This is a genomic window from Pantoea allii (assembly GCF_002307475.1).
Lineage (GTDB): Bacteria > Pseudomonadota > Gammaproteobacteria > Enterobacterales > Enterobacteriaceae > Pantoea > Pantoea allii.
This window is the reverse complement of sequence record NZ_NTMH01000040.1, coordinates 1-23,329: the sequence shown is the minus strand read 5'-3', so window position 1 is coordinate 23,329 and position 23,329 is coordinate 1. Positions and strand designations below refer to the sequence as shown.

Sequence of the window (23,329 nt, the reverse complement as noted above, 5' to 3'; positions counted from 1 at the left end):
ACAGAGGCTTCCGTAAAACACCGGGAACCTGAGGTTCCCGGTGGTACAACTAGGCGCCGCGTTGCAGCAGCATCGACTTGATATGGCCGATAGCGCGTGTCGGGTTAAGCCCTTTAGGACAAACACTTACACAGTTCATGATGCTGTGACAGCGGAAAACGCTGAAGGCATCACTCAGATTATCCAGACGCGCATCGGTTTCGGTGTCGCGGCTGTCAATCAGGAAACGGTAAGCGGCCAGCAGGCCCGCAGGGCCGATGAACTTGTCCGGGTTCCACCAGAACGACGGGCAAGAGGTGGAGCAGCAGGCGCAGAGGATGCACTCATACAATCCATCCAGATGTGCACGCTCGCCCGGCGACTGCAGATGCTCACGCGCTGGCGGGTTTTCACCGTCGTTTAATAAGAAAGGCTTAATTTTCTCATACTGGGCATAAAACTGCCCCATGTCCACCACCAGGTCGCGCACGACAGGCAGGCCCGGCAGAGGACGGATAACGATTTTCTGCTTGCCGTTGCCCAGTGCCGAGACCGGCGTGATGCAGGCCAGGCCGTTTTTACCGTTCATGTTCAGACCGTCTGAACCGCACACGCCTTCACGGCATGAGCGACGGAACGCCAGCGTAGGATCTTTCTCTTTCAGGCGGATCAACGCATCCAGCAGCATCATGTCACGGCCGTCTTCCGCTTCCAGGGTATAGTCCTGCATCCGCGGTTTGTCATCGACATCCGGATTGTAACGATAGATCGAAAATTCAAGTCTCATGATGATCTCCGCAATTAGTAGGTACGCGCTTTAGGCGGGAAGGCCGCACGCAGTTTCGGTTGCATGTTCACCTCACGGCGCGTCATGCTTTCCGTTTGCGGAACATAGAGGCTATGGCACAGCCAGTTTGCATCATCACGTTCCGGATAATCGAAACGGCTGTGTGCGCCACGGCTCTCGGTGCGGTAGTTGGCCGCCACAGCAGTGGCGTAAGCCGTTTCCATCAGGTTGTCCAGCTCAAGGCACTCAATACGTTGGGTATTGAAGTCAGGTGAACGGTCATCCAGACGGGCTGACTTCAGACGCTCACGGATCTCTTTCAGCTCAGCAAGCCCTTCACGCATCGCATCGCCTTCGCGGAAGACCGAGAAGTTGTTCTGCATACAGCGTTGCAACGCTTTACGGATTTCAACCGGATCTTCACCCGTCGTGTTGTTTTCCCAGCGATTGAAGCGCGCCATCGCAGCATCAATGTTTTCCTGGTTGGCTTCGCGCAGTTCGCCCTGCTCTTCCAGACACTCAAGCAAATGCACGCCAGCCGCACGGCCGAATACCACCAGATCCAGCAGCGAGTTACCGCCCAGACGGTTGGCACCGTGTACTGATACGCAGGCGATTTCGCCCACGGCGAACAGGCCCGGGATCACTTCATCTTCGCCCTGCTCGTTAACGCGCAGCGCCTGGCCCGTCACTTTGGTCGGCACGCCGCCCATCATGTAGTGGCAGGTTGGAATGACCGGAATCGGCTCTTTAATTGGGTCAACGTGAGCAAAGGTACGGGACAGCTCAAGGATACCTGGCAGACGGGATTCCAGCACTTCCGCGCCCAGGTGATCAAGTTTCAGCTTGATATGCGGGCCCCACGGACCTTCACAACCGCGACCTTCACGGATTTCCACCATCATCGAACGCGCCACAACGTCACGACCGGCGAGGTCTTTGGCGTTAGGGGCATAGCGCTCCATGAAACGCTCACCGTGTTTGTTGAGCAGATAACCGCCTTCACCACGACAACCTTCTGTGACCAGTACACCTGCACCGGCAATACCGGTCGGGTGAAACTGCCACATTTCCATGTCCTGCACGGGCACGCCAGCGCGCAGCGCCATGCCGACACCGTCGCCGGTATTGATGTGGGCGTTCGTGGTGGACTGATAAATACGTCCTGCACCGCCGGTCGCCAGAATGGTGGCTTTCGCTTTGAAGTAGACCGTTTCGCCGGTTTCCATGCAGATTGCTGTACAGCCTACAATCGCACCGTCGTCATTCTTCACCAGATCCAGCGCATACCATTCGGAAAAGATCGTCGTTTTATTTTTCAGGTTCTGCTGATACAGCGTATGCAGCAGAGCGTGGCCAGTACGGTCGGCCGCTGCGGCAGTTCGCGCCGCCTGCTCACCGCCGAAGTTTTTCGACTGGCCACCAAACGGACGCTGATAAACGCGGCCGTCATCAAGACGGGAGAATGGCAGACCCATATGCTCCAGTTCCAGAATCGCTTCCGGGCCGACGTGACACATGTATTCAATGGCGTCCTGGTCACCGATATAGTCGGAACCTTTGACGGTATCGTACATATGCCATTCCCAGTTATCTTCATGGGTATTACCCAGCGCAACGGTGATACCGCCCTGTGCGGATACCGTATGAGAACGGGTCGGGAAGACTTTAGACAACAGGGCACAGGTCTGGCCCGATTGGGAGATTTGCAGTGCAGCGCGCATACCTGCGCCGCCTGCGCCGATTACCACGGCATCAAATTCTCTGATTGGTAAACTCATTTACACACCCCACACCACAACAAATCCATAAATAGCATATGACAACAGCGCCACTACGATAACCAACTGTAACAGCAGACGCGCCGCCACGGATTTAACGTAGTCCGTTAACACCTGCCACATACCAATCCAGCCGTGGATCAGAATGGAAAACAGCGTCAGGAGCGTGAACACTTTTGTAAATGCAGAAGCGAAGAAGCCACGCCAGATGTCATACGTTAGCGTGTCTGTCATCACCACGAAACCAAGGATGTAGATGATGTAAAGCGTAATGAGGATTGCCGACGCGCGCAGCAACAGCCAGTCCTGAATGCCATTGCGACCCAACGCGGATGCATTGCTTACCATACGAGGACTCCTGCTAAAATTGAAAGCACGACAGTAATACCAAACGTCACCTGCGCAGAAAGCTTGCCCGCTTCCAGCGTTTCGGCCAGATAACCAAAATCCATTAACATATGACGTATCCCGCCCACTGCATGATAGGCCAGCGCAGTTAAAATGCCCCACATGATAAACTTCGCAAAGAAGCCATTCATGATAGACGCTGCGTGCTGGAAACCTTCAGGAGAAGAGAGAGAAAGACCGAGAAGCCATAACAGGATGCCGAGAGCAACCAGAGTGATGACGCCGGAGACGCGATGAAGAATGGACGATATTGCAGTAACGGGAAACCGGATCGTCGAGAGATCCAAGTTGACAGGTCTTTGTTTTTTCACGGTTTTGCCCACACAGCTCTTTTTTATTTTGCTTCCTCCGGACATAAGACCCGAACCGCAACGCTGTTCAGACTTTATCCGTCACCAAAATAGCAACATCCAGTGTTAAATGACGTGGTACAAACGCTGGGTGGCTCCTGGTGTCAGGGTATTCCGGAGACCTGGCCGGAAGTATAGGACGATCACATTCTGATTACAATTCCCCTACAAACTCTTTGGAGAATTTTGGGTAGAACAGTGATCATTCTCACGTTTTTCACAATTCATACAAATTTAATTATCTGATTTGACAATAGTTCAACAATTCAGTTACAAACTAATCCGATAAAATCCTATGATGCACAAAAGTTATGGGGATACACTTTCTCCTAAGCTTAAGTTATGTAACATTGCCAGTAACAGTTTTTAAAACCATCAGGTTATTGGTTACAAAGAAGTTATGTCCTGACCGGATCTTTAACAACCGCGATATGCACATGTCACGGCTTTACATTTCCTGTGGAACGCGCCTCTCACTCTGTACCCTTCACTGCTTATAATGCAGAGTGACACCGTGAAGTACTGCCTAAATGCAACATGCACGCGTTTCAGGTGTCGAAAGATCCTTACCTGCCCAAGGCGCTATGGAGACGAAAATGACAGATAAAAAAGTGACGCTAACCCTACCCGACGAAAAGCCTATTGAACTGAGTGTGTTACAAGGCACGCTGGGCCAGGATGTCGTTGATGTCCGCGAACTGGGTTCTAACGGCCTGTTTACCTTCGATCCTGGTTTCACGTCTACAGCGTCCTGCGAATCAAAAATTACCTTTATCGATGGCGATGAAGGTATCCTGCTTCACCGTGGCTTCCCAATCGACCAGTTGGCAACCCACTCAAACTACCTTGAAGTGTGTTATATCCTGCTGAATGGTGAAGCACCGTCTCGGGAACAGTTCGAAGACTTTAAAGTCACCGTTACCCGCCACACCATGATTCATGAGCAGATTACGCGTCTGTTCCACGGCTTCCGCCGCGATTCGCACCCAATGGCCGTGATGTGCGGCGTGACCGGCGCACTGGCGGCGTTTTATCACGACTCGCTGGACGTGAACATTGAACGCCATCGCGAAATCGCCGCGTTCCGCCTGCTGTCGAAAATGCCTACCATGGCAGCGATGTGTTACAAGTATTCAATCGGTCAGCCGTTCGTTTATCCACGTAACGACCTTTCTTACGCGGGTAACTTCCTGCACATGATGTTTGCGACACCTTGCGAAGAATACAAGGTTAACCCTGTGCTTGAACGCGCCATGGATCGCATTCTGATTCTGCATGCCGATCATGAGCAGAACGCATCCACCTCTACCGTGCGTACCGCCGGTTCGTCTGGCGCTAACCCGTTTGCCTGTATCGCTGCAGGTATCGCCTCCCTGTGGGGACCGGCGCACGGTGGCGCAAACGAAGCCTGTCTGCGCATGCTGGAAGAGATCAGCACCGTTGAGCACATTCCAGAATTCGTACGTCGTGCAAAAGACAAAAACGACTCCTTCCGCCTGATGGGCTTTGGTCATCGCGTTTACAAAAACTATGACCCACGCGCAACCGTCATGCGTGAAACCTGTCATGAAGTGCTGAACGAGCTGGGCATGAAAGATGACCTGCTGGAAGTGGCGCTGGAGCTGGAACACATTGCGCTGAACGACCCGTACTTCATCGAGCGTAAACTCTATCCAAACGTGGACTTCTACTCCGGTATTATCCTGAAAGCCATGGGCATTCCGTCTTCCATGTTTACCGTGATTTTTGCCATGGCACGTACCGTTGGCTGGATCGCCCACTGGAAAGAGATGCACGACGAAGGCATGAAAATTGCCCGTCCTCGTCAGCTGTATACCGGTTATACCGAGCGCGACTTTACGTCACAGCTGGATAAATAAGCCTGTCGCCCGGGCGAATATCGCACCGGGCCATCGACGACAAAACGGCTATGCTGACAACGCATAGCCGTTTTTTTGTGCGCGAAGGATGCAGGTTCCGTTGAGGGCGGACAGGTTTAACCTTATCGCTAAAGATGCTGTCGGATCACGGCAGAATGTTACTTTTTCGCGGCTGTTTCGCCAGCCTGAGCCGCTCTGAATTTGCGCCACTCATCCCGCGTCACCTCCCAGAGTTCTGAGTCATGTTCGCCTGAAACATAGCGTTGCTTTTCCGTTCTGATACAACGCATACCGCTTTTAACCGAGATAGCGACCGAACGCTGATTTGGCGCGGCTTTGGGTGTTCTCAGTACCGTTTTTTGCAGCACATTGAACCAGAAATCAGTAACGGCATTGCTGGCCTCGGTCATATAACCCTGCCCCTGCCATTCCGGTACCAGCCAGAAGCCGCGATGATTGTCCGGCGTGTCCATCAGGGAGATCGCCCCAATCATCAGTTGTTCCTCTTCCCGGCGACGTAATGTCCAGTACCAGCCTTTTCCCGCGGCGACGGCGGGTAATGCCACATTGGCGATATAGTCTCTGGCGGCCCCGTCCGGATAAGGCCAGGGAACCGAATCGATCAGGTAGCGGACGATTTCCCATCGGGGAAACGTCGCTTGCATCGCGTCAGCGTCCAGCAATGTCAGCGGTTTTAATATCAGTCGTTCAGTTACAATTTCAGGCGTCATCGTGATGTCCTGCAACAGAAACCTGTGAATTAACCTGAGCCATCGTTTTGCTGCCGCGCTGTCGATCAGACCCGCCTGGCGTTTACATCTGACAGCCCGGGCACCAGTAAAACGGCCGGGAGGATAACACTCCCTTTTCAATCGTCTCACCGCAGCGCCGACACCGCTTACCCTGACGGTGGAACACCTCAAAGCGAAAGGCCGCTTCGCTGTGATACTTTTTCATTGTCCCGCGCATACGATAGGCATGACGCGGCACAGAGAGCAACGCATCACTGAAGGCAGCAAGCTGTGACCCGGTCAGTGACTGCGCGTTGTGGTGCGGCAGCAGCTGTGCCAGCCAGAGGATTTCCGCACGCAGATAGTTACCCAATCCAGCCAGAAACGCCTGGTCCAGTAATAAGCCGCTAAACTGGCGACGACGAAACCGCGCTGAAAGCAGCCGCTGTGTGACGTTCTCCACCGTCAGCGCGTGGCTTAACACATCTGGCCCAATGCGATTGAGAAACGGATGGCTGGCCAGCGTTTCCGCATTCAGCAACGCAATATCTGAGGCGCTGTACAACAATATCGCCTGGTCTGCTGTCGCCAGACGCACGCGTAACTGTCGCCGGGTCTCTGGCTGCACGTCGGGCGGCACAATGCGCCAGACGCCGTAAAGCTGGTTGTGAGAATAGAGCGTCAGACCGTTGCTGAAGTGTGTCAGCAGCGCTTTGCCGCGCGTCTCAATTGACGCCACCTTCTCCCCCACTAATGCTGGCTCGTAGGTTTTTAACGCAGGAAAAGCAAACCAGACGTCGGTTAAAGGCTGACCGACAATGGCAACTTCAAGCTGATCCGCCACGCGGCGGATCTCCGGTCCTTCTGGCATCACTCGTCCTCTTAATGGGTTGCGCCACCCGCTTCCTTGAGATCCTGGGTGGTTTCCAGCGTGGTGTGTACAGCAATTTTCAGCGCCTCGATCACGGTTGCGGCGGCCATGCTGGGTTGGGCTGGATGATGCGCTGCCTGCTCAGGCAGGTAAGGAATATGGATAAATCCCGCCCGTGCCGCACTGCCGTGTTGGTGCAGCCAGTGCAGCAAACCGTACATCACCCGGTTACAGGTGAAGGTGCCGGCGGTTTGCGACACTGAGGCCGGAATTCCGGCTTTGCGCACAGCAGCCACGATGGCTTTGATCGGCAGGCGTGAGAAATAGGCAGCCGGTCCATCCTGCACAATCGGCTCATCCACGGGTTGATGACCCGCGTTATCGGGGATGCGTGCGTCATCAACATTAATGCCAATGCGCTCGACGGTGATATCGCTGCGCCCACCGGCCTGTCCGACGGAAATAATGGCATCCGGCTTAATCTCATCCAGCGCCTGATACAACACGTCCAGCACCTCGCTGAACACGACCGGTAACTGGCGCGTGATAATACGCGCACCGGCAATCTGCTGGCCTTCCAGCGCACTCACCGCCTGCCATGATGGATTAATGGATTCGCCACCAAAGGGTTCAAACGCCGTTATTAATACCGTTTTCATGCTGCCTCACAGAAACATCAGGAAATAGAGTAAAAATACGTTAACGATTAACAGTAGCACACCGGTCGGGACCTGAGCTTTGATAACCGCATTACGATCTGGCAACTCCAGCAGCGCGGCAGGCACGATATTAAAGTTGGCCGCCATCGGGGTCATTAGCGTACCGCAGTAGCCTGAAAACATACCGATTGCCGCCATCACCGCCGGATTACCACCATGCTGCAGCACCAGAATGGGAATACCGATGCCCGCCGTAATAATCGGGAAGGCAGCAAAGGCGTTCCCCATGATCATTGTCAGCAGCGCCATACCGACCGCGTAAACGGTTACCGCAATGAAGCGGTTGTCCACCGCCAGATACTGTTCGGTAATATGGGAAATGGCACCGCCCACACCTGCAGCAGTAAATAACAGCCCCAGCGTGGCCAGGATTTGCGGTAAAAGAAAGGCCCAGCCCACACAATCCAGCAGGCGTCGGGTTTCCTGCATCGACTGCACCGGCTTTTCATGGGTCAGTTTCATGGCAATCAGCCAACCCAGCAGGCAGCCCACCGTCATGGAAAACAGCGTGACCAGCGTAGAGTGGTTGCCTGGTCCAAATAACCCGCTCTGTAAACCGGGAATATTATTAAAGGCCAGGACACCAATAACCGTTACGACAGGAATCGCTAAGGCGGGCAGAAAGAGTTTATTTTTGAGGCGTTGTGCGCTGGCCTGCTTTTCCTCTTCGCTGCGCTGATGATAGCGCCCGAGCTTTACGCCCCCACATCCGGCAATCAACCCCATCAGCACGACCGCAACGCCGACGGTAATATGCAGGGTGCGCGTACCGCTCTCTGTTGACCCCATGAGCTGTGACATCCAGCGCGTGGTCCAGTCACCCACCAGAAAAATCAGGCCGTACAGTCCCCAAAACAGTCCGGTAGTAAAACGGCGCGGGTTCGCGCTGTCGCGCCAGGACAACAAGGCCACCACCAGCAAGATAACGCCGGCCAGCCACATCAAATACTGTTGCTGGAACATTAGCGAGCTCCTTTGGCTTTACTGGTCTGACTGTTAATAGCGCTCAGTTCACGTGCCAGTTGACGATCCAGCCTTAACAGACGCGCGGAGTGAATCAAAAAGGCAGCGACAGCCGTCGGAATGCCCCATAAGGCGATATGCAGCGGCTCGGTCTGAATACCGGCGGATTCCTGCATAAAATTGTGCATGAAGATGATGGCACCGAAAGCGACAAAGATGTCCTCGCCAAAGAATAAACCGACGTTATCCGTTGCGGCAGACATGGCACGCAGGCGGTGGCGTATCTCAGGAGACAGCGCGCCGTACCGGCTTTCGCTGGCACCTTCGGCCATCGGGGCCAGCAATGGCCGCACCATTTGCGGATGCCCACCGAGGCTGGTCAGCCCCAGCGCCGCAGTTATTTCGCGCACAAACAGATAGACGATAAGCAGTCGCCCCGCCGTCGCGGTTTTAATCTGAGCAATCCACGTCTGGGCACGCTGTTTCAAACCATGGCGTTCCAGTAAGCCGATCACCGCCAGCGGCAACAGCAGGATAAGCGGCAGGTTGCGGGTATTCAGAAAACCTTCACCCAGTTTTTGCAGAATATCGCCCAGCGGCATCATGGCGGCAAGTCCGGTGACAAAGCCCGCGACGATCACCACCAGCACCGGATTAAAGCGCAAAACGAAGCCGACTACGATGGCAGCAATGCCCAGAAGTGGCCAGAGATTCACTACGCTATCCATATTTTCCCCTCGTAAGATATGAAAAAAAGCCTGAGCTTATCAGCCCGGCTGTGCCGCTTTATTGACTGGTTACAGCAATATTGTTATTGGCGAAGCTGGCACGTAATCGTTGCGCAAACTGCAGGGCATGTTCCCCATCACCGTGCACACAGACGGTTTGAGCATTGACCGCAACCCACTCACCACTCAGGCTTTTTACCCGCCCCTGCTGCACCATCGCCAGGGTCTGGTCGATAGCCTGCGCTTCCTCTTCAATTAGCGCGCCAGGTTGACCCCGAGGCACCAGGGCACCGCTACTGAGATAGCCGCGATCGGCAAACACTTCTTCGCGGGTTTTCAGGCCGTAGTGGGCCGCCGCCCGAATGGATTCGCTGTTCGCCAGCCCCACGACAATCAGTCCGGCATCGACGGCCTTAACGGCACGGGCAATGGCGTCCGCAAGCACGGCGTCGGCGGCAGCCTGGTTGTACAACATTCCATGGGGCTTTACATGGACCAGCGATTGCCCTTCGCTCTCCGCCAGGCTTTTCAGCGCGCCCACCTGGTAGATAATTTGGGCGTAAACAGTTTCGGGCGGCAGTTGCATGGCGCTGCGGCCAAAATTCTCACGGTCAGGAAAGCTGGGATGCGCGCCTATTGCCACACCAAATGCGCTGGCCCAGCGCACGGATTGCAGCATCGTCTGGGCATCGCCCGCGTGAAACCCACAGGCGATATTGGCGGAGCTCACCAGTTGCAACAGCGCACGATCGCTGTCGCCGCCCTCCCCCAGATCGGCGTTTAAGTCAATTTTCATTAGCCAGTCCCCATGCTATTTGATCCAGTGCGTGCTGCTGTTGCCGTTTTGCTGCCCGCGCCTCCTGTGTCGTACAGGGCACAAAATGGATCGGTTCCCCCAGACGGATCTGCGCCAGATGGTAGAGATCGCTCTCTATAATGCAGGCAATGCGCGGATAGCCGCCGGTCGTTTGTGCATCGGCCAGCAATACGATAGGTTGCCCGCTACCGGGCACCTGAATGACGCCCGGCACCAGGCCATGGGATAACAGCTCGCGTGAGGTTTCACGTTGCAAGGCAGGCCCCTGCAAACGGTAGCCCATGCGGTTACTTTGTGGATTGAGTGTCCATGCTGCTCGCCACAGCTTTTGCTGGGCCTCCTCACTGAATTCGTGATATTCCGGCCCCGGCAGCGCGCGAATGCGGTTGCCCCACAGCAACTGCTTTACACCTTTTTTATGGGTGAAAGGCTGCCCCGGCTGGCCTAAAGGAAGACGATCGCCATCCTGCAAGGTGCGCCCCTGAAAACCGCCAAATCCGGCTTTCAAATCCGTGCTGCATGAACCCAGCACGTCCGGCACATCGAACCCGCCCTGTATTGCCAGATAACTGCGCATCCCGTGGACCGGTTTCTTTAGCACCAGCACCTGACCTTTTTTGACCGGCAGCCGCCAACCGGTCCAGACGGGCTTGCCATCCAGTTCGGCCTGACAGCCGGCCCCCGTTAAGGCGAACCAGCCATTACGTCTGAATTCTGCTTTGAACTGACCCAGGACAATTTCCAGCACAGCGCTGCCCGGTGGATTACCGACCAGTAAATTTGCCGTGATCATGGCGGGCTGATCCAGAACGCCACTCACGCCGATACCGTATTGCCGCCAGTCATTGCGGCCGAAATCCTGAATACTGGTTGCCAGCCCCGCCCGAAGAATTGTTAACATATGCCTTCCTTTTGCGGAACAAAACGGACTTTATCACCCGGATGCAGCAACGTGGGTGGCTGCTGCTGTGGCGTGAAGAGCGCCAGCTGGGTTTGACCAATGAGCTGCCAGCCGCCGGGCGAAGCTAACGGATAAACCCCCGTCTGACTCCCGCCAATCCCTACCGAACCGGCAGGGACGACAACGCGGGGTTCCGCACGGCGTGGGATGTGCAGACGAGGATCAAGCCCGGCCAGATAGGGAAATCCTGGCTGGAAACCAATAAAAAAAACGTCGTAATCGCGACTGCTGTGCAACTCCACCACCTGTGTTACTGACATGCCGGCGTTTTCCGCCACCAGCGTCAGGTCTGGCCCCACCTCACCGCCGTAGATAACCGGTATCTGCATCACACGGGACTCGATGGCCTGTGCCTCACTTTCCTGCCACCAGTGGTTGAGCTGATCGATCGCCTGCTGCGCATCAGCGGGCGCATCGTGCAGCAGCAAGGTGAGATTGTTCATCCCGGGAATCACGTCCCGTATCGCATCATGTGACTGCACGCGGTGACTCAGGTGCCATATTCGCTGCTGGCTTTCCAGTGAAACCGGCGGTGCCAGTTCCAGCACCACCGCACGTTCGCCCAGCATATAGCATCGTGTTTTTTGCAACACGCACCTCCCGGTAAACTGAATGATTGCGCTCAGGCATCATGCTGGCGTCCAAAAGCAGGCCCTGGTGTTGTGGCCTGAAGAAGGTAGTTATGCGAAAGTGACAGAGATGTGTCAACAGATTTGGGTTCTGTCGCGTTATACAGAACCCACAGGATCAGGCAGGATTAGGGATATCAATAAAGGTCACATCAAGGCCATGCTCTGCCGCCAGCCACTCACCCAGCGCCTGGATGCCGCACCGTTCGGTCGCATGGTGACCGGCGGCGAAAAAGTGCAGGCCCTGCTCGCGTGCGCTGTGAATGGTTTGCTCAGACACTTCACCCGTTATAAAAGCATCCACCCCAAAGACAGCCGCACTGTCGATAAACCCTTGACCGCCACCACTGCACCAGGCCACGCGGCGGATTTCAGCAGGCGCATTATCGCCGCAGTGCAGCGGCTCACGCCCCAGCACCTCGGTAATACGCTGGGCCAGTTGCTGACCTGTCACTGGCTGGGTAAATTCGCCCCAGGGCACCAGCGGCATGATCTCGCCCATCACCTTGATGTCCAGCAGTTTAGCCAGCTGCGCGTTATTACCCAGTTGAGGGTGCGCATCCAGCGGTAAGTGCCAGCCATAGAGATTAATATCGTTAGTCAACAGGGTACGCAGCCGTTGGCGCTTCATCCCTTTAATGACCGCAGGCTCGTTTTTCCAGAAATAACCGTGATGCACCAGCACCGCATCGGCATGACGGGCCACGGCTTCATCCAGTAACGCCTGGCAGGCGGTGACGCCGGTGATCACCGTTTTTACCTCGGCGCGCCCTTCTACCTGAAGGCCGTTTGGCGCGTAATCGCTGAAGCTGTGGGTGTCCAGCTGCTGGTTGACGATGCTTTCTAACTCATGATGATTCATTTCTGCTCCTTGCCGCCTCAGGCCGCGTTCTTCGCGCGCTCAAAGGCGTCGAGTGTCTTTTTACGTGCGTCTTTATGTTCCACGATTGGCGCTGGATAATCGAGTGTCTTGTTATTTTTCTGCGCCCATTGATGCGGCTGATGAATATCACTATCAGGGACCGCGCTCAGCTCAGGCAGATAGCGGCGGATAAACTCACCCGCTTTATCAAAGCGCTCGCCCTGGGTGGTCGGGTTGAAAATGCGGAAATAGGGGGCAGCATCCGTTCCGGTTGAGGCCGCCCACTGCCAGCCGCCATTGTTGGCAGCCAAATCACCGTCTATCAGTTGCTGCATAAAGTAACGCTCGCCTTCCCGCCAGTCGATAAGCAGATCTTTAACCAGAAAACTGGCCGTAATCATACGCAGTCTGTTATGCATCCAGCCAAGCGTATGCATCTGGCGCATGGCCGCATCCACGATGGGATAACCGGTTTTACCCGCTTTCCAGGCCTCGAAATGCGCACTGTTGCGTTGCCACTCCACATTGCGCGTCCAGTGGACAAAGGGCTGATGTTTACACAAACGCGGGTGCGCCACGATGAGATGGCGATAGAACTCACGCCATATCAGTTCATTGATCCATACGGTAGCCGGGCTGTTATCCAGTGCTTTCGGCTGTTCATGGAGGATGCGATGCAGGCATTGCCGTGGCGAGAGCACGCCGACAGCGAGATAGCCCGACAGACGACTGGTACTGTCCAGCGCAGGCAGATCGCGCTGCGTTGAATAATCGAGAACCGCTTTTTTGGCGAACTCGCGTAACCGCTTAATCGCCGCCTGTTCACCGGGCGGAAACAGCGACGCGTCAATATCGGCGTGGGGATAATCGAAAGGCGGGATGCTTTCTTGTCCGCTAAGCGGCGCACCTGCGCGGGCTTTAGGGGCGGGTACGCACTCAGGTAGCCCCTGCTGTAACCGACGGAGAAAGGCGCGGCTGAACGGCGTAAACACTTTGTACATCTCACCATCACCGGTTTGAATACTCCCCGGCGACAGCAGTACGCTGTCATCAAAGCCCTGACAAACCACGTCCACTTCATGCAGCCGTTTTTCAGCCCTGGCGTCCCGCTCACGTTCGTTAACTTCGTACTGATAGTTATAAAACAGCTGATCAACCTGCTGCTTTTGGCAGAATTCGACCAGGAACCCGATGCTGGCCGCAAAATCATCACACTGATGAAAATGCAGCGGAATGCCCCGCTCCGCCAGGGAAGACTGAAGTATACACAGATTCTGGTGAATGAAAGCGGCCTGCCGGGGTGCCATCTCATGTTGCTGCCACTGTCCCGGCGTTGCGATAAACAGCGCAATCACGTTGGCATCAGGTTGATTGCAGGCCGCGTGCAGTGCCAGATTATCATTAATGCGCAGATCGTTTCGCAGCCAGACTAAATGGGTGGTCATAATGCTCCTGAATCATTGTCCATATCGCAGGCGCAGGGCTTCGGGATATGGATCGAAGTAACGCTGCTGCGTCAGCCACGGATGTGGGTATTCCGCCATGTAGTGTTTGAGGATGGTGATGGGCGCTAACAGGGGTTGCGTTCCCTGGCGGTAGCAGTCAATCAGCGACGTCAGCTCTTTACGCTGAGGCGAGCTTAACTGACTACGGAAATATCCCTGAACGTGCATCAACACATTGGTGTGGTTGGTGCGAGAAGCGGGCTGAGACATCAAATCCATCAGCCGGTTGCGGTACTCAGAGGCAAAAGCCTCCAGTGATTCCCACTGGTTCATTGAGGCGACAAAGGGCCCCAGCTCACGGTATTTTTTTTGCGAATGGGCCAGCAGCAACAGCTTGTAGCGGCTGTGAAAGGCAATCAGGCTGTGGCGCGTCAGGCCCGCTTTCCACATCTGATAAAACTCATGGAGCGCGCAGATGCGACCAATAAAATTTTCGCGCAGCGCCGGATCGTTCAGGCGTCCATCTTCTTCAAGCGGCAACCAGGGCATTTCACGTTGCAGAAATTCAGTAAAAATACCGGTCCCCGCTTTGCGGTTATTGTTCGTGGCCGGTTCATAAATGCGTACGCGTTCCATCCCGCAACTGGGTGATTTTGCACACAGAATGTAGCCGCAAAGATGATGGAGAGATTTAACCCGGTTTTCGGACCAGTTGCGCATTTTATCGGTGATATCTTCCCCGCCTTCTTTGCTAAAGCACAGGTGAAGATCGTCATCATCGCCGGTTTTAACGAGGCGAAGCGCTGGACGAGGCGTAGGAAGGCCAATCGCCATTTCAGGGCAGACAGGTTCAAAACGCACGAATGGGGTAAGTTGCTCAGTGGCGAAGGCCAGGCGTTTGTGGCCGCCATCAAATCTGACGCTCTCACCCAGCAAGCAAGCGCTGATTCCAACCGGAATTTTTTCGCTCATACTTGTACAACCTCCGAAAACTTGTAGAGGTTTAAGTGTAGCTCAAAAAATAACGGAAATCAGCCTTCACCATGAAGCAGAGTGCGATAACGCCTAAAAAAAAGCCCGTTCCCTTCGAGTCAAGCAAGAGAACAGGCCTGTCGGTGAGCAGATGGATGCGGTTAGCGCAGCCTGCTTACCAAAAAATACCGGCTGCGGCCTCAGACTGCGCCAGCCAGACCGGTTTTGCGCTGGTTTTACACCACATACGATGCAGATAGCTGTAAAAACGTGCGCGATCCTGGCGAAACAGCATGACCGGCAGTGCCAGCAGGCCCAACAGGATAACCAGCGTACGGCGCAAAATGATTTTATGGCGTGAATAGGTCCGGTACATGGATTTCTCCTGGCGCGAAATCGGGGTTAAATGTGATCTGCGTCTAATATTACGCCTGATTGTGTAATTTTACTACTCATCTGACCACTAAATTTGACTCTTTTTTGTTCTTCCTGCGGCAATTTGAAAATTAGTTACATTTTGGTTAAATAATGGTTGTAGCGATGATCTTTGAGGCAGGTTTATGGCAACACGGACGAACGACTGAAAAGTTGGTACAGTGTGTTTTCCCTTTTCAGGCAATGGCAGGCTTGGTGTGACCACGGTTTTAATCATTGAAGATGAGAAAGAAATTCGCCGCTTCGTGCGCATCGCGCTGGAAAGTGAAGGCCTGAAGGTTTTCGATGCCGAGACGCTGCAGCGCGGGCTGATCGAGGCAGCGACGCGAAAACCCGATCTGGTCATTCTCGATCTCGGGCTGCCTGACGGCGACGGCAAAACCTTTATTGGCGAACTACGCCAGTGGAGCGCGCTGCCCGTGATTGTTCTGTCGGCCCGAATCGACGAGCAGGATAAGATCGATGCGCTGGACGCAGGCGCTGATGATTACCTGACGAAACCCTTTGGCATTGGTGAACTGCTGGCACGGGTGCGCGTTGCTTTGCGTCGCCACGCCGGGCAACATGCCGATCCAAAAGTCAGCTTCGCCGATGTCACCGTGGATATTGCGGCGCGCAGAGTGCTTCGCGGCGGAGAGGAAGTTCATCTCACCCCGATAGAGTTTCGCTTGCTGACGACCCTGCTGAACAACGCGGGTAAAGTGTTGACCCAGCGTCAGCTGTTAAGTCAGGTCTGGGGGCCGAACGCCGTCGAGCACAGCCACTACCTGCGCATCTATATGGGACACCTGCGACAGAAACTGGAGGCGAATCCTACTCAGCCAGTACATCTGTTAACGGAAACCGGCATCGGCTACCGCTTTATGCCATAAAAAAAAGCGCCAGCGGCGCTTTTTTCATTTAACTGACTTATCAGGCGTTTTTCAGCACTTCGCTGACAATCTCTACCGCTTCTTTTTCGATCTGTGCACGGTGCTCTGCGCCCAGGAAACTTTCACAATAGATTTTGTACGCATCTTCGGTGCCCGATGGACGGGCAGCAAACCAGCCGTTTTCCGTCATGACTTTCAATCCGCCGATAGACGCGCCATTACCTGGCGCAGCCGTCAGGCGCGCGGTAATCGGATCGCCCGCTAACGTATCCGCACTGACCATCTCAGGTGACAGCTTAGACAGCGCCGCTTTCTGCGCCGAGCTGGCGGATGCCTGCAGACGGTTATAGCTTGGTGCACCAAAACGTGCGGCCAGTTCGTCATAGTGCTGCTGCGGGTTCTTGCCGGTAACGGCCGTAATTTCCGCTGCCAGCAGGCACATGATGATGCCGTCTTTGTCAGTTGACCATGGCGTACCGTCAAAGCGCAGGAAGGATGCGCCCGCGCTCTCTTCGCCACCAAAGCCAAAACTGCCGTCAAACAGGCCATCGACAAACCACTTAAAGCCAACCGGCACTTCCACCAGCTTGCGGCCGATGTCGTTAACCACGCGGTCAATCATGGCACTGGATACCAGGGTTTTACCCACGGCAACGTCTTTGCCCCACTGTGGACGATGCTGGAACAGATAGTTGATCGCCACCGCCAGATAATGGTTCGGATTCATCAGCCCGGCAGGCGTAACGATACCGTGGCGGTCATAATCCGGATCGTTACCAAAGGCCAGATCGAATTTGTCTTTGTACGCCAGCAGGCCCGCCATGGCACATTCGGACGAGCAGTCCATGCGCACCACGCCATCTTTGTCCAGATGCATGAAGCGGAAAGTCTGGTCAACTGCGTCATTCACCAACGTCAGGTCAAGTTTGTAGTGCTCCGCAATACGCTGCCAGTAGGCAATACCGGAACCACCAAGCGGATCGACGCCAATTTTCAGGCCGGCTTTTTGAATCGCCGGAAAATCGATGATCTGTGAAAGCCCTTCAACGTAAGGCTGGATCAAATCTTTCTCGACCACGCGACCGCTGGCCCAGGCCTGGTCCAGTGGCAGACGTTTGACGTCTTTTAAGCCGTCTTTCAACAGCTGATTGGCGCGGTCTTCGACCACTTTGGTGACGTTGGTATCGGCAGGTCCACCGTTCGGCGGATTGTATTTAATCCCACCATCTTCGGGGGGATTGTGCGACGGCGTAATCACAATACCATCCGCGAGCTGACCACCCGATTTGTTGTGCTCAAGGATGGCGTTTGAAATCGCCGGCGTTGGCGTGTAGCCATTGTCCTGCTGAACAATCACGTCCACACCGTTTGCGGCCAGCACTTCCAGCACGGACAGCAGCGCAGGTTCAGAAAGCGCATGCGTGTCTTTGCCTACGTAGCACGGACCGGTGATCCCGTTCTTGCTACGCTCTTCCGCAATCGCCTGGGCAATCGCCAGAATGTGCTTTTCGTTAAAGCTGTGGCGTCCTGCGCTACCGCGATGGCCTGATGTGCCAAATTTCACCGCATGTTCTGGGTTCGCCACATCGGGCTGCAGGACATAATATTGTGATGTTAATTGTGCAACGTTAATCAAATCGCTCTGCTGGGCAGGCTGCCCGGCACGGGGGTGATTGGCCATTGGCGCTTCTCCCTGACGCTTCAGTTTAAATGGTGCCGCAAACTTTCTCTGTCAGTTCCGAAGGGAACTGCATCGACAGCATGATGTGTTCGACCATGCTGCGTTTACGACCGGTATTGGTATTGGTGATGACCCAGTACGGCGTGCCGGGTACGTGCTTCGGCTTAGTATGGGTACCGCCTTGTAGCAGCGTGTGTTCATCGCCCGCGAAATAGATGCGCGTGCGGCCCTGCAGCGACGTTGTCGCCTCGGCAAACGCCGCCGTATCCAGACGATAGAGCGTTGACAAGATTAGCATAAAGCGATTAACCGCCCGCTTCTGCTCAGCATATTCATCAGAAAGCAGTAATTCACGCACCGCACGCACACGATCCTGGGGACGCGATTCATTACCCGCCGACTGTGCCGCTTTTGAGGGTGCCGATGCGGCAACAGGCTGCGCGTCAGTCACAGTCGCTAACTGACCGGCCGTGAACTTCAGCATACGGCGCAGAATATCGGATGCACTTTCGCCAATATGTTGCGTGTGGCTGGCAATATAACGGTAGAGCTCTTCGTCAACTTCGATCGTTTTCATCTTATTCCGTACGGTTTTTTTGCTCACGACAGAACCAGCGATTTTCTGAAAATCCCGACGTGCTCGCAGGCATTTCAGAAAGGGGGCAGGTTCTAACATGAAGATTATAAAGTTAAATTCAGACAGGCTGATAGCATTCAAACGGTTTATGGGCAAAAGTCAGAATATGTCCTAATGCCGCTGGAAGCAGCGCGCCTGAAAAGGTGAAACCATGATAACCTAAGCTCAGGTCTCACACTTAAGAACTTTGCTATGATTTTGAATGCCCGTCTGCAAACTGAACAATCTCCTGCTGATTCCACGCCTGTCCTGCTTATTCACGGTCTGTTTGGCAGTCTCGATAACCTTGGCATACTGGCCCGTGGGCTTAAAGATGATCGCCCCTTGATTCAGGTTGATGTGCGTAATCATGGGTTATCGCCGCGCGCTGACGAGATGAACTACACTGTCATGGCGCAGGATATGCTGGACACACTGGATGCGCAGGGGATCGCTCAGGTTTCAGTCATCGGTCACTCCATGGGCGGTAAAATTGCCATGACGATGAGCGCACTGGCACCGGAGCGCATAGAACAGATGGTGATGATCGATATCGCCCCGGTTGACTACCAGACACGTCGGCACGATGAGATCTTTGCCGCTATCCGTGCGGTCACGGCGGCGGGCGTCACTTTGCGCAGTGAAGCCGCAGAGGTCATGCGTACGCATATCCATGAAGACGGCGTGATTCAGTTCATCCTGAAATCCTTCAGCAACGGCGAATGGCGTTTTAATGTGCCAGTATTGTGGGACAACTATGCGTTGATCGCCGGCTGGCAAGACGTGCCGGCCTGGCCCCATCCTGCGCTGTTTATTCGCGGTGGCGATTCGCCCTATCTGGATAACCAGTACCGTGATGCGATACTCCGGCAGTTTCCCTCCGCCCATGCGCATGTTATCGGCGGTGCCGGGCACTGGGTGCACGCTGAAAAACCGGATGCGGTTTTACGCAGTATTCGACGCTTTTTTGCACTTTAAAACGGCTTAACTGGCTGTAAAAGTTTAAGATTGGCGTCCGTGGTTAGCCTGGAGTATGATGGCGCGCTAAATTTTTGCCGTGGGGCAACTTACCCGCGGGAAGAGTCAATAATTTAATCTGCGCAGCGGAAACGCCTCGTTCGCGCCCATTCAGTTGTATTAAGTCATGGCAAAAGAACACACTGACCGCACCACGCTCGATCTGTTCGCTAACGAGCGTCGCCCTGGTCGCCCCAAAACCAGTCCGCTCACGCGCGATGAACAACTGCGTATCAACAAACGCAATCAACTGAAACGTGACAAAGGGCGCGGGCTTCGCCGTGTCGAACTCAAAATGAACAGCGACGCGGTGGAAGCGCTGAACATGCTGGCTGAACAGCGTAATCTCAGCCGCAGCGAATTAATTGAACAAATGCTGTTGGCACAGCTCAAACTGGACTAACGCGCGTAAACCGCACACAGAAACAAATGTCGCGGCTTTACACGTTCCGCCCGTTTGCCCGGTCTGCTATTATTTGCTGAATAGGCTTCGGCATTCATTCTATCATCAGGATTTAAGAGGTTATTTTACCCATGGCAATCGTAGGCATCTTCTTTGGCAGCGATACCGGTAACACCGAAAACATTGCAAAAATGATCCAGAAACAACTGGGTAAAGACGTTGCAGAAGTTCACGACATCGCGAAAAGCACTAAAGAAGACTTAGAAGCCTTTGACATCCTGCTGCTGGGCATTCCCACCTGGTACTATGGCGAAGCACAGTGCGACTGGGATGACTTCTTCCCTACTCTGGAAGAGATCGACTTCAACGGTAAGCTGGTTGCGCTGTTTGGCTGTGGCGATCAGGAAGACTACGCAGAATACTTCTGTGACGCCATGGGCACCATTCGTGACATCATCGAACCTAACGGTGCCATCATCGTGGGTCACTGGCCGACCGAGGGCTACCATTTCGAAGCCTCAAAAGGTCTGGCAGACGATAACCATTTCCTTGGCCTGGCCATTGACGAAGATCGTCAGCCAGAGCTGACCAACGAACGCGTTGAGAAATGGGTGAAGCAGATCTTTGATGAGCTGCAGCTGAAAGAAATTATTGAAGCCTGATCGCGCTGAGCTCAGTGTGGACGCAGGTTCACACTGGGCGAATGTCTTTTTCTATAAAAATAATAGCTACATTTTTGTAACTTTCCCCATTTAATCTGTAGAATACCCGCATCGATCATCTGCTTATTTCCCTGGAACTGAGATGACAAAACGCGAAATGCCAGCATCCGCTCTCCATGCCATGTGCAGCGAACATCGCCGCTGGCGCACCGCAGGAGCATCGGTTTTCATTTCAGCGCATCAGTTCTATAATGAGACGCAAATGAGAATGGCGGTCGATCGACATACAGGCTACGTGCCACAAGAGTGACTAAAGTAACAGGACAATATCCGCATGACTGACAACAATACCGCATTAAAGAAGGCTGGCCTGAAAGTCACATTGCCCAGACTTAAAATTCTGGAAGTGCTTCAGGAACCTGCATGCCATCACGTCAGCGCGGAAGATCTGTATAAACGCCTGCTCGACATGGGCGAAGAGATCGGACTGGCCACGGTTTACCGTGTCCTTAACCAGTTCGATGATGCAGGCATCGTAACCCGCCATAACTTTGAAGGCGGTAAATCGGTGTTTGAGCTGACACAGCAGCACCATCACGATCACTTGATCTGCCTGGATTGCGGTAAAGTGATTGAGTTTAGTGATGAATCTATTGAGACGCGTCAGCGTGAGATCGCGACGCGTCACGGTATTAAGCTCACCAACCACAGCCTGTACCTGTACGGTCACTGTGCACTGGGCGACTGCCGTGAAGACGAAACACTGCACGACAAATAACCTCTTTCCGTTTTGAAGTAAAAAAGCCGATGCTTGCATCGGCTTTTTTATGCCTGTCAGTCAGGCCACCAGCGTTTCCTGCAGATAGCGCCAGCGAGGAACAGAGGTGGTGCAATCCAGAATCGCCAGCGAAATACGGCTTTTGTTTTCTCCGTTCATCATTTGCAATTCACGGTACTGAATCGTCACTTCGTTGGCGTGCTCTGAAAGAATCACGTGTTCGCTGGTCGCGATGCGCATCCCCTCCCTTGCCCCCTGCAATCGACGAAACAGATCTTCGACCTCATTCAGATTCAGCTGCTTTCCCTGGGGCGTGACCATGCGAAAGTCAGGATGAAAGTGAGAGAGCAGCAGATGAAAGCTGTCGCCACTGGCATGACGATGATTAAAAATATGTTCAATAAGCTGATGTAACACGACAACGCTGTGTTTAGCTTCCTGTGCGAAAACCGTCATTTTTTCCTTTTAAACCCGCAAACTGAGACTTCAGAGGGTTAGCGTACCTGAAAAAAAAGAATTAACATCTGGAAATTTATTAAAAAAATTAATCTGAGAGCGGTTCCACAAAAATAAAATTAATGACTGTTGATGTGCTCAGAAGAAATGTCGGCGTTAAAAAAAATATCCATAACAAAAAAGGGCGATAAGTCGCCCTTTTGATTATCCATGTCCCGTCCTGAATAGCGTTGACACATTTTCCACTGGTTTTGAGGAGAATGTGATGAAACAGTATGTTAAACGCACTCAGCGGGATTACTCTCTGTCTTTTAAGCTGGCAGTCGTGGAGCAGGTTGAAAAAGGCGAGATGACTTACCGCCAGGCTCAGGAACGCTACGGCATCCAGGGATGTTCCACCGTGCTCATGTGGTTACGTAAATACGGTCATCTGGACTGGCAGTCATCCCGGCAGCGCACCACCCGTGGAGGAAACATGACAAAATCTCTCCCCCTCACACCTGAACAGCGAATCAAAGAGCTTGAGCAGCAACTGGCTGAATCCGAAGTTAAAGCGCAGTTTTTTGAAGCTGTCGTGAAGGTGATGAACACCGAATTCGGTGCCACACTCACAAAGAAGCAGTTAGCGTCCTTATCGCGAAAGCACAGACACAATCCCTGAAACTGACTGTCGTCAGGGTCTGCCGGTATTTAAAGATAAGCCGTCAGGCCTGGTATCAGGGATGCCGGCGTGAAATGCGCAGGGCTGAAAAGGCACACCGCATTACTGAAGAAGTCAGACTTATCAGGTTACAGCAGCCCCGCCTGGGTACCCGGAAACTGCAGCATATTCTTAACGAGCGGGAAGATGCCGCATTGCATATCGGGCGGGACAGTCTGTTCGCTGTGCTGCGGGAAGCCCGGTTACTGGTTCATCCGGCAAGGGCTTATCATAAAACAACGAACAGCCGTCATCATTTTTACAGACATCCGAATCTGCTGAAAGCGGGGCCGGAGCAGACGGTAATCTCCGGTCCGGAGCAGGTATGGGTTGCCGACATCACCTGGCTTCCGGTAAGAACAGGTATGGCCTACATCAGTCTGGTAACGGACGCTTTCTCACGAAAAATCGTGGGGTATCATGTTCATGAAAGTCTGCATACGGAACACGTTATTAAGGCGCTGCAAATGGCACTGAGGGAGCGGCAGGGAAAGGGCCGCCTGATCCACCACTCAGATCGCGGACTTCAGTACTGTTCGGCAATGTATCAGTCAGTGCATAAAAAACACGGTCTTGTCTGTTCAATGACGGACGGCTACGACTGCTATCAGAATGCGCTGGCAGAAAGGGTTAACGGCATACTGAAAAATGAATTACTGATTACGCGTCCGGCAGACGTGGTGCAGGCAGGCAGGATGGTCAGTGAGTCAGTCAGGATCTATAACAGCCAGCGTCCTCATCTGTCATTAAAATACAAAACGCCTGATGAGGTACATCAGGCGTTTTAAAAGATAAAAAAAGTGTCAACCTATGCCAGGACTAGTCA

General features: G+C 53.8%; 26 protein-coding genes. 7 read left to right on the top strand and 19 right to left on the bottom strand.

The window, feature by feature from the left end; genetic code table 11:
* Positions 1-49: 49 nt before the first annotated feature.
* From CMR03_RS17140 to sdhC, 4 genes are read right to left on the bottom strand one after another with little or no spacing between them, the layout of a single operon-like run.
* Positions 50-766 (bottom strand): succinate dehydrogenase iron-sulfur subunit, encoded by a 717-nt coding sequence (locus CMR03_RS17140; protein ID WP_063878789.1) that lies wholly within the window; start codon positions 764-766, stop codon positions 50-52.
* A 14-nt stretch (positions 767-780) separates the two neighbouring features.
* Complete coding sequence (sdhA, locus tag CMR03_RS17135) at positions 781-2,547, bottom strand: succinate dehydrogenase flavoprotein subunit (protein WP_063878788.1); 1,767 nt, start codon at positions 2,545-2,547, stop codon at positions 781-783.
* Entirely contained in the window at positions 2,548-2,895 is a 348-nt protein-coding gene (gene sdhD, locus CMR03_RS17130; RefSeq protein WP_063878787.1) for a succinate dehydrogenase membrane anchor subunit, read from the bottom strand.
* Positions 2,889-3,311: a succinate dehydrogenase cytochrome b556 subunit gene (sdhC, locus tag CMR03_RS17125; protein WP_162287606.1), complete on the bottom strand. Its 423-nt coding sequence runs from the start codon at positions 3,309-3,311 to the stop codon at positions 2,889-2,891. Before sdhC ends, sdhD begins: the two co-directional genes overlap by 7 nt.
* 590 nt (positions 3,312-3,901) lie before the next feature.
* Here sdhC and CMR03_RS17120 point away from each other — a divergent pair.
* Positions 3,902-5,185 (top strand): citrate synthase, encoded by a 1,284-nt coding sequence (locus CMR03_RS17120; RefSeq protein ID WP_096012127.1) that lies wholly within the window; start codon positions 3,902-3,904, stop codon positions 5,183-5,185.
* A 158-nt stretch (positions 5,186-5,343) separates the two neighbouring features.
* Here CMR03_RS17120 and CMR03_RS17115 read toward each other — a convergent pair whose 3' ends face one another.
* The 12 genes from CMR03_RS17115 to CMR03_RS17060 form a co-directional block, all read right to left on the bottom strand.
* Positions 5,344-5,916, bottom strand: a complete 573-nt coding sequence (locus CMR03_RS17115; RefSeq protein WP_096012126.1) for a GNAT family N-acetyltransferase — start codon at positions 5,914-5,916, stop codon at positions 5,344-5,346.
* A gap of 82 nt (positions 5,917-5,998) precedes the next feature.
* Complete coding sequence (gene nei / locus CMR03_RS17110; RefSeq protein WP_096012125.1) at positions 5,999-6,787, bottom strand: endonuclease VIII; 789 nt, start codon at positions 6,785-6,787, stop codon at positions 5,999-6,001.
* A gap of 11 nt (positions 6,788-6,798) precedes the next feature.
* Entirely contained in the window at positions 6,799-7,446 is a 648-nt protein-coding gene (pcp, locus tag CMR03_RS17105; protein ID WP_096012124.1) for a pyroglutamyl-peptidase I, read from the bottom strand.
* Positions 7,447-7,452: 6 nt separating this feature from the next.
* Positions 7,453-8,469 (bottom strand): DUF979 domain-containing protein, encoded by a 1,017-nt coding sequence (locus tag CMR03_RS17100; RefSeq protein WP_096012123.1) that lies wholly within the window; start codon positions 8,467-8,469, stop codon positions 7,453-7,455.
* Positions 8,469-9,197 carry a DUF969 domain-containing protein gene (locus CMR03_RS17095; protein ID WP_063878781.1) on the bottom strand — a complete coding sequence of 243 codons (729 nt, stop codon included), beginning with the start codon at positions 9,195-9,197 and terminating at the stop codon, positions 8,469-8,471. Before CMR03_RS17095 ends, CMR03_RS17100 begins: the two co-directional genes overlap by 1 nt.
* 58 nt (positions 9,198-9,255) lie before the next feature.
* The gene (pxpA, locus tag CMR03_RS17090; protein ID WP_063878780.1) at positions 9,256-9,993 is read right to left on the bottom strand and encodes a 5-oxoprolinase subunit PxpA; all 738 of its coding nucleotides are present in this window, start codon (positions 9,991-9,993) and stop codon (positions 9,256-9,258) included.
* Entirely contained in the window at positions 9,983-10,915 is a 933-nt protein-coding gene (pxpC, locus tag CMR03_RS17085) for a 5-oxoprolinase subunit PxpC (protein WP_096012122.1), read from the bottom strand. The genes pxpA and pxpC overlap by 11 nt, the downstream gene beginning before the upstream one ends.
* Positions 10,909-11,565: a 5-oxoprolinase subunit PxpB gene (pxpB, locus tag CMR03_RS17080; protein WP_096012521.1), complete on the bottom strand. Its 657-nt coding sequence runs from the start codon at positions 11,563-11,565 to the stop codon at positions 10,909-10,911. Before pxpB ends, pxpC begins: the two co-directional genes overlap by 7 nt.
* 157 nt (positions 11,566-11,722) lie before the next feature.
* The gene (locus CMR03_RS17075) at positions 11,723-12,466 is read right to left on the bottom strand and encodes a type 2 GTP cyclohydrolase I (RefSeq protein WP_096012121.1); all 744 of its coding nucleotides are present in this window, start codon (positions 12,464-12,466) and stop codon (positions 11,723-11,725) included.
* Between the two features lie 17 nt (positions 12,467-12,483).
* Complete coding sequence (gene phrB, locus CMR03_RS17070; protein WP_096012120.1) at positions 12,484-13,911, bottom strand: deoxyribodipyrimidine photo-lyase; 1,428 nt, start codon at positions 13,909-13,911, stop codon at positions 12,484-12,486.
* Positions 13,912-13,923: 12 nt separating this feature from the next.
* Positions 13,924-14,883: a YbgA family protein gene (locus CMR03_RS17065; protein ID WP_063878776.1), complete on the bottom strand. Its 960-nt coding sequence runs from the start codon at positions 14,881-14,883 to the stop codon at positions 13,924-13,926.
* Positions 14,884-15,058: 175 nt separating this feature from the next.
* On the bottom strand, positions 15,059-15,259 hold the full coding sequence (locus CMR03_RS17060; RefSeq protein WP_063878775.1) for a DUF2517 family protein: 201 nt from the start codon (positions 15,257-15,259) through the stop codon (positions 15,059-15,061).
* Positions 15,260-15,515: 256 nt separating this feature from the next.
* Between CMR03_RS17060 and kdpE the strand changes: the two genes are divergently transcribed.
* Complete coding sequence (gene kdpE, locus CMR03_RS17055) at positions 15,516-16,190, top strand: two-component system response regulator KdpE (RefSeq protein WP_063878774.1); 675 nt, start codon at positions 15,516-15,518, stop codon at positions 16,188-16,190.
* A gap of 40 nt (positions 16,191-16,230) precedes the next feature.
* Here the strand turns inward: kdpE and pgm are convergent, their stop codons facing one another.
* Both pgm and seqA read right to left on the bottom strand, forming a co-directional pair.
* On the bottom strand, positions 16,231-17,871 hold the full coding sequence (pgm, locus tag CMR03_RS17050) for a phosphoglucomutase (alpha-D-glucose-1,6-bisphosphate-dependent) (RefSeq protein ID WP_063878773.1): 1,641 nt from the start codon (positions 17,869-17,871) through the stop codon (positions 16,231-16,233).
* Between the two features lie 25 nt (positions 17,872-17,896).
* On the bottom strand, positions 17,897-18,448 hold the full coding sequence (gene seqA / locus CMR03_RS17045; RefSeq protein WP_096012520.1) for a replication initiation negative regulator SeqA: 552 nt from the start codon (positions 18,446-18,448) through the stop codon (positions 17,897-17,899).
* 252 nt (positions 18,449-18,700) lie between these two features.
* On the opposite strand from seqA, the gene ybfF reads away from it, so the two are divergent.
* From ybfF to fur, 4 genes are all read left to right on the top strand, one after another.
* Entirely contained in the window at positions 18,701-19,465 is a 765-nt protein-coding gene (gene ybfF / locus CMR03_RS17040; RefSeq protein ID WP_096012119.1) for an esterase, read from the top strand.
* A 166-nt stretch (positions 19,466-19,631) separates the two neighbouring features.
* Positions 19,632-19,907 carry a LexA regulated protein gene (gene ybfE, locus CMR03_RS17035; RefSeq protein WP_063878771.1) on the top strand — a complete coding sequence of 92 codons (276 nt, stop codon included), beginning with the start codon at positions 19,632-19,634 and terminating at the stop codon, positions 19,905-19,907.
* A gap of 131 nt (positions 19,908-20,038) precedes the next feature.
* A complete protein-coding gene (gene fldA / locus CMR03_RS17030; protein ID WP_063878770.1) occupies positions 20,039-20,569 on the top strand; it encodes a flavodoxin FldA in 531 nt (176 codons plus the stop codon).
* Positions 20,570-20,903: 334 nt separating this feature from the next.
* On the top strand, positions 20,904-21,347 hold the full coding sequence (gene fur, locus CMR03_RS17025) for a ferric iron uptake transcriptional regulator (RefSeq protein ID WP_063878769.1): 444 nt from the start codon (positions 20,904-20,906) through the stop codon (positions 21,345-21,347).
* Between the two features lie 60 nt (positions 21,348-21,407).
* Here the strand turns inward: fur and CMR03_RS17020 are convergent, their stop codons facing one another.
* On the bottom strand, positions 21,408-21,803 hold the full coding sequence (locus tag CMR03_RS17020) for a hypothetical protein (RefSeq protein WP_096012118.1): 396 nt from the start codon (positions 21,801-21,803) through the stop codon (positions 21,408-21,410).
* Positions 21,804-22,068: 265 nt separating this feature from the next.
* Here CMR03_RS17020 and CMR03_RS17015 point away from each other — a divergent pair.
* A protein-coding gene (locus tag CMR03_RS17015) for an IS3 family transposase (RefSeq protein WP_425270632.1) occupies positions 22,069-23,291 on the top strand; the annotation gives its coding sequence in 2 pieces (ribosomal slippage) (positions 22,069-22,413 and positions 22,416-23,291; 1,221 coding nt in all).
* Positions 23,292-23,329 lie beyond the last annotated feature (38 nt).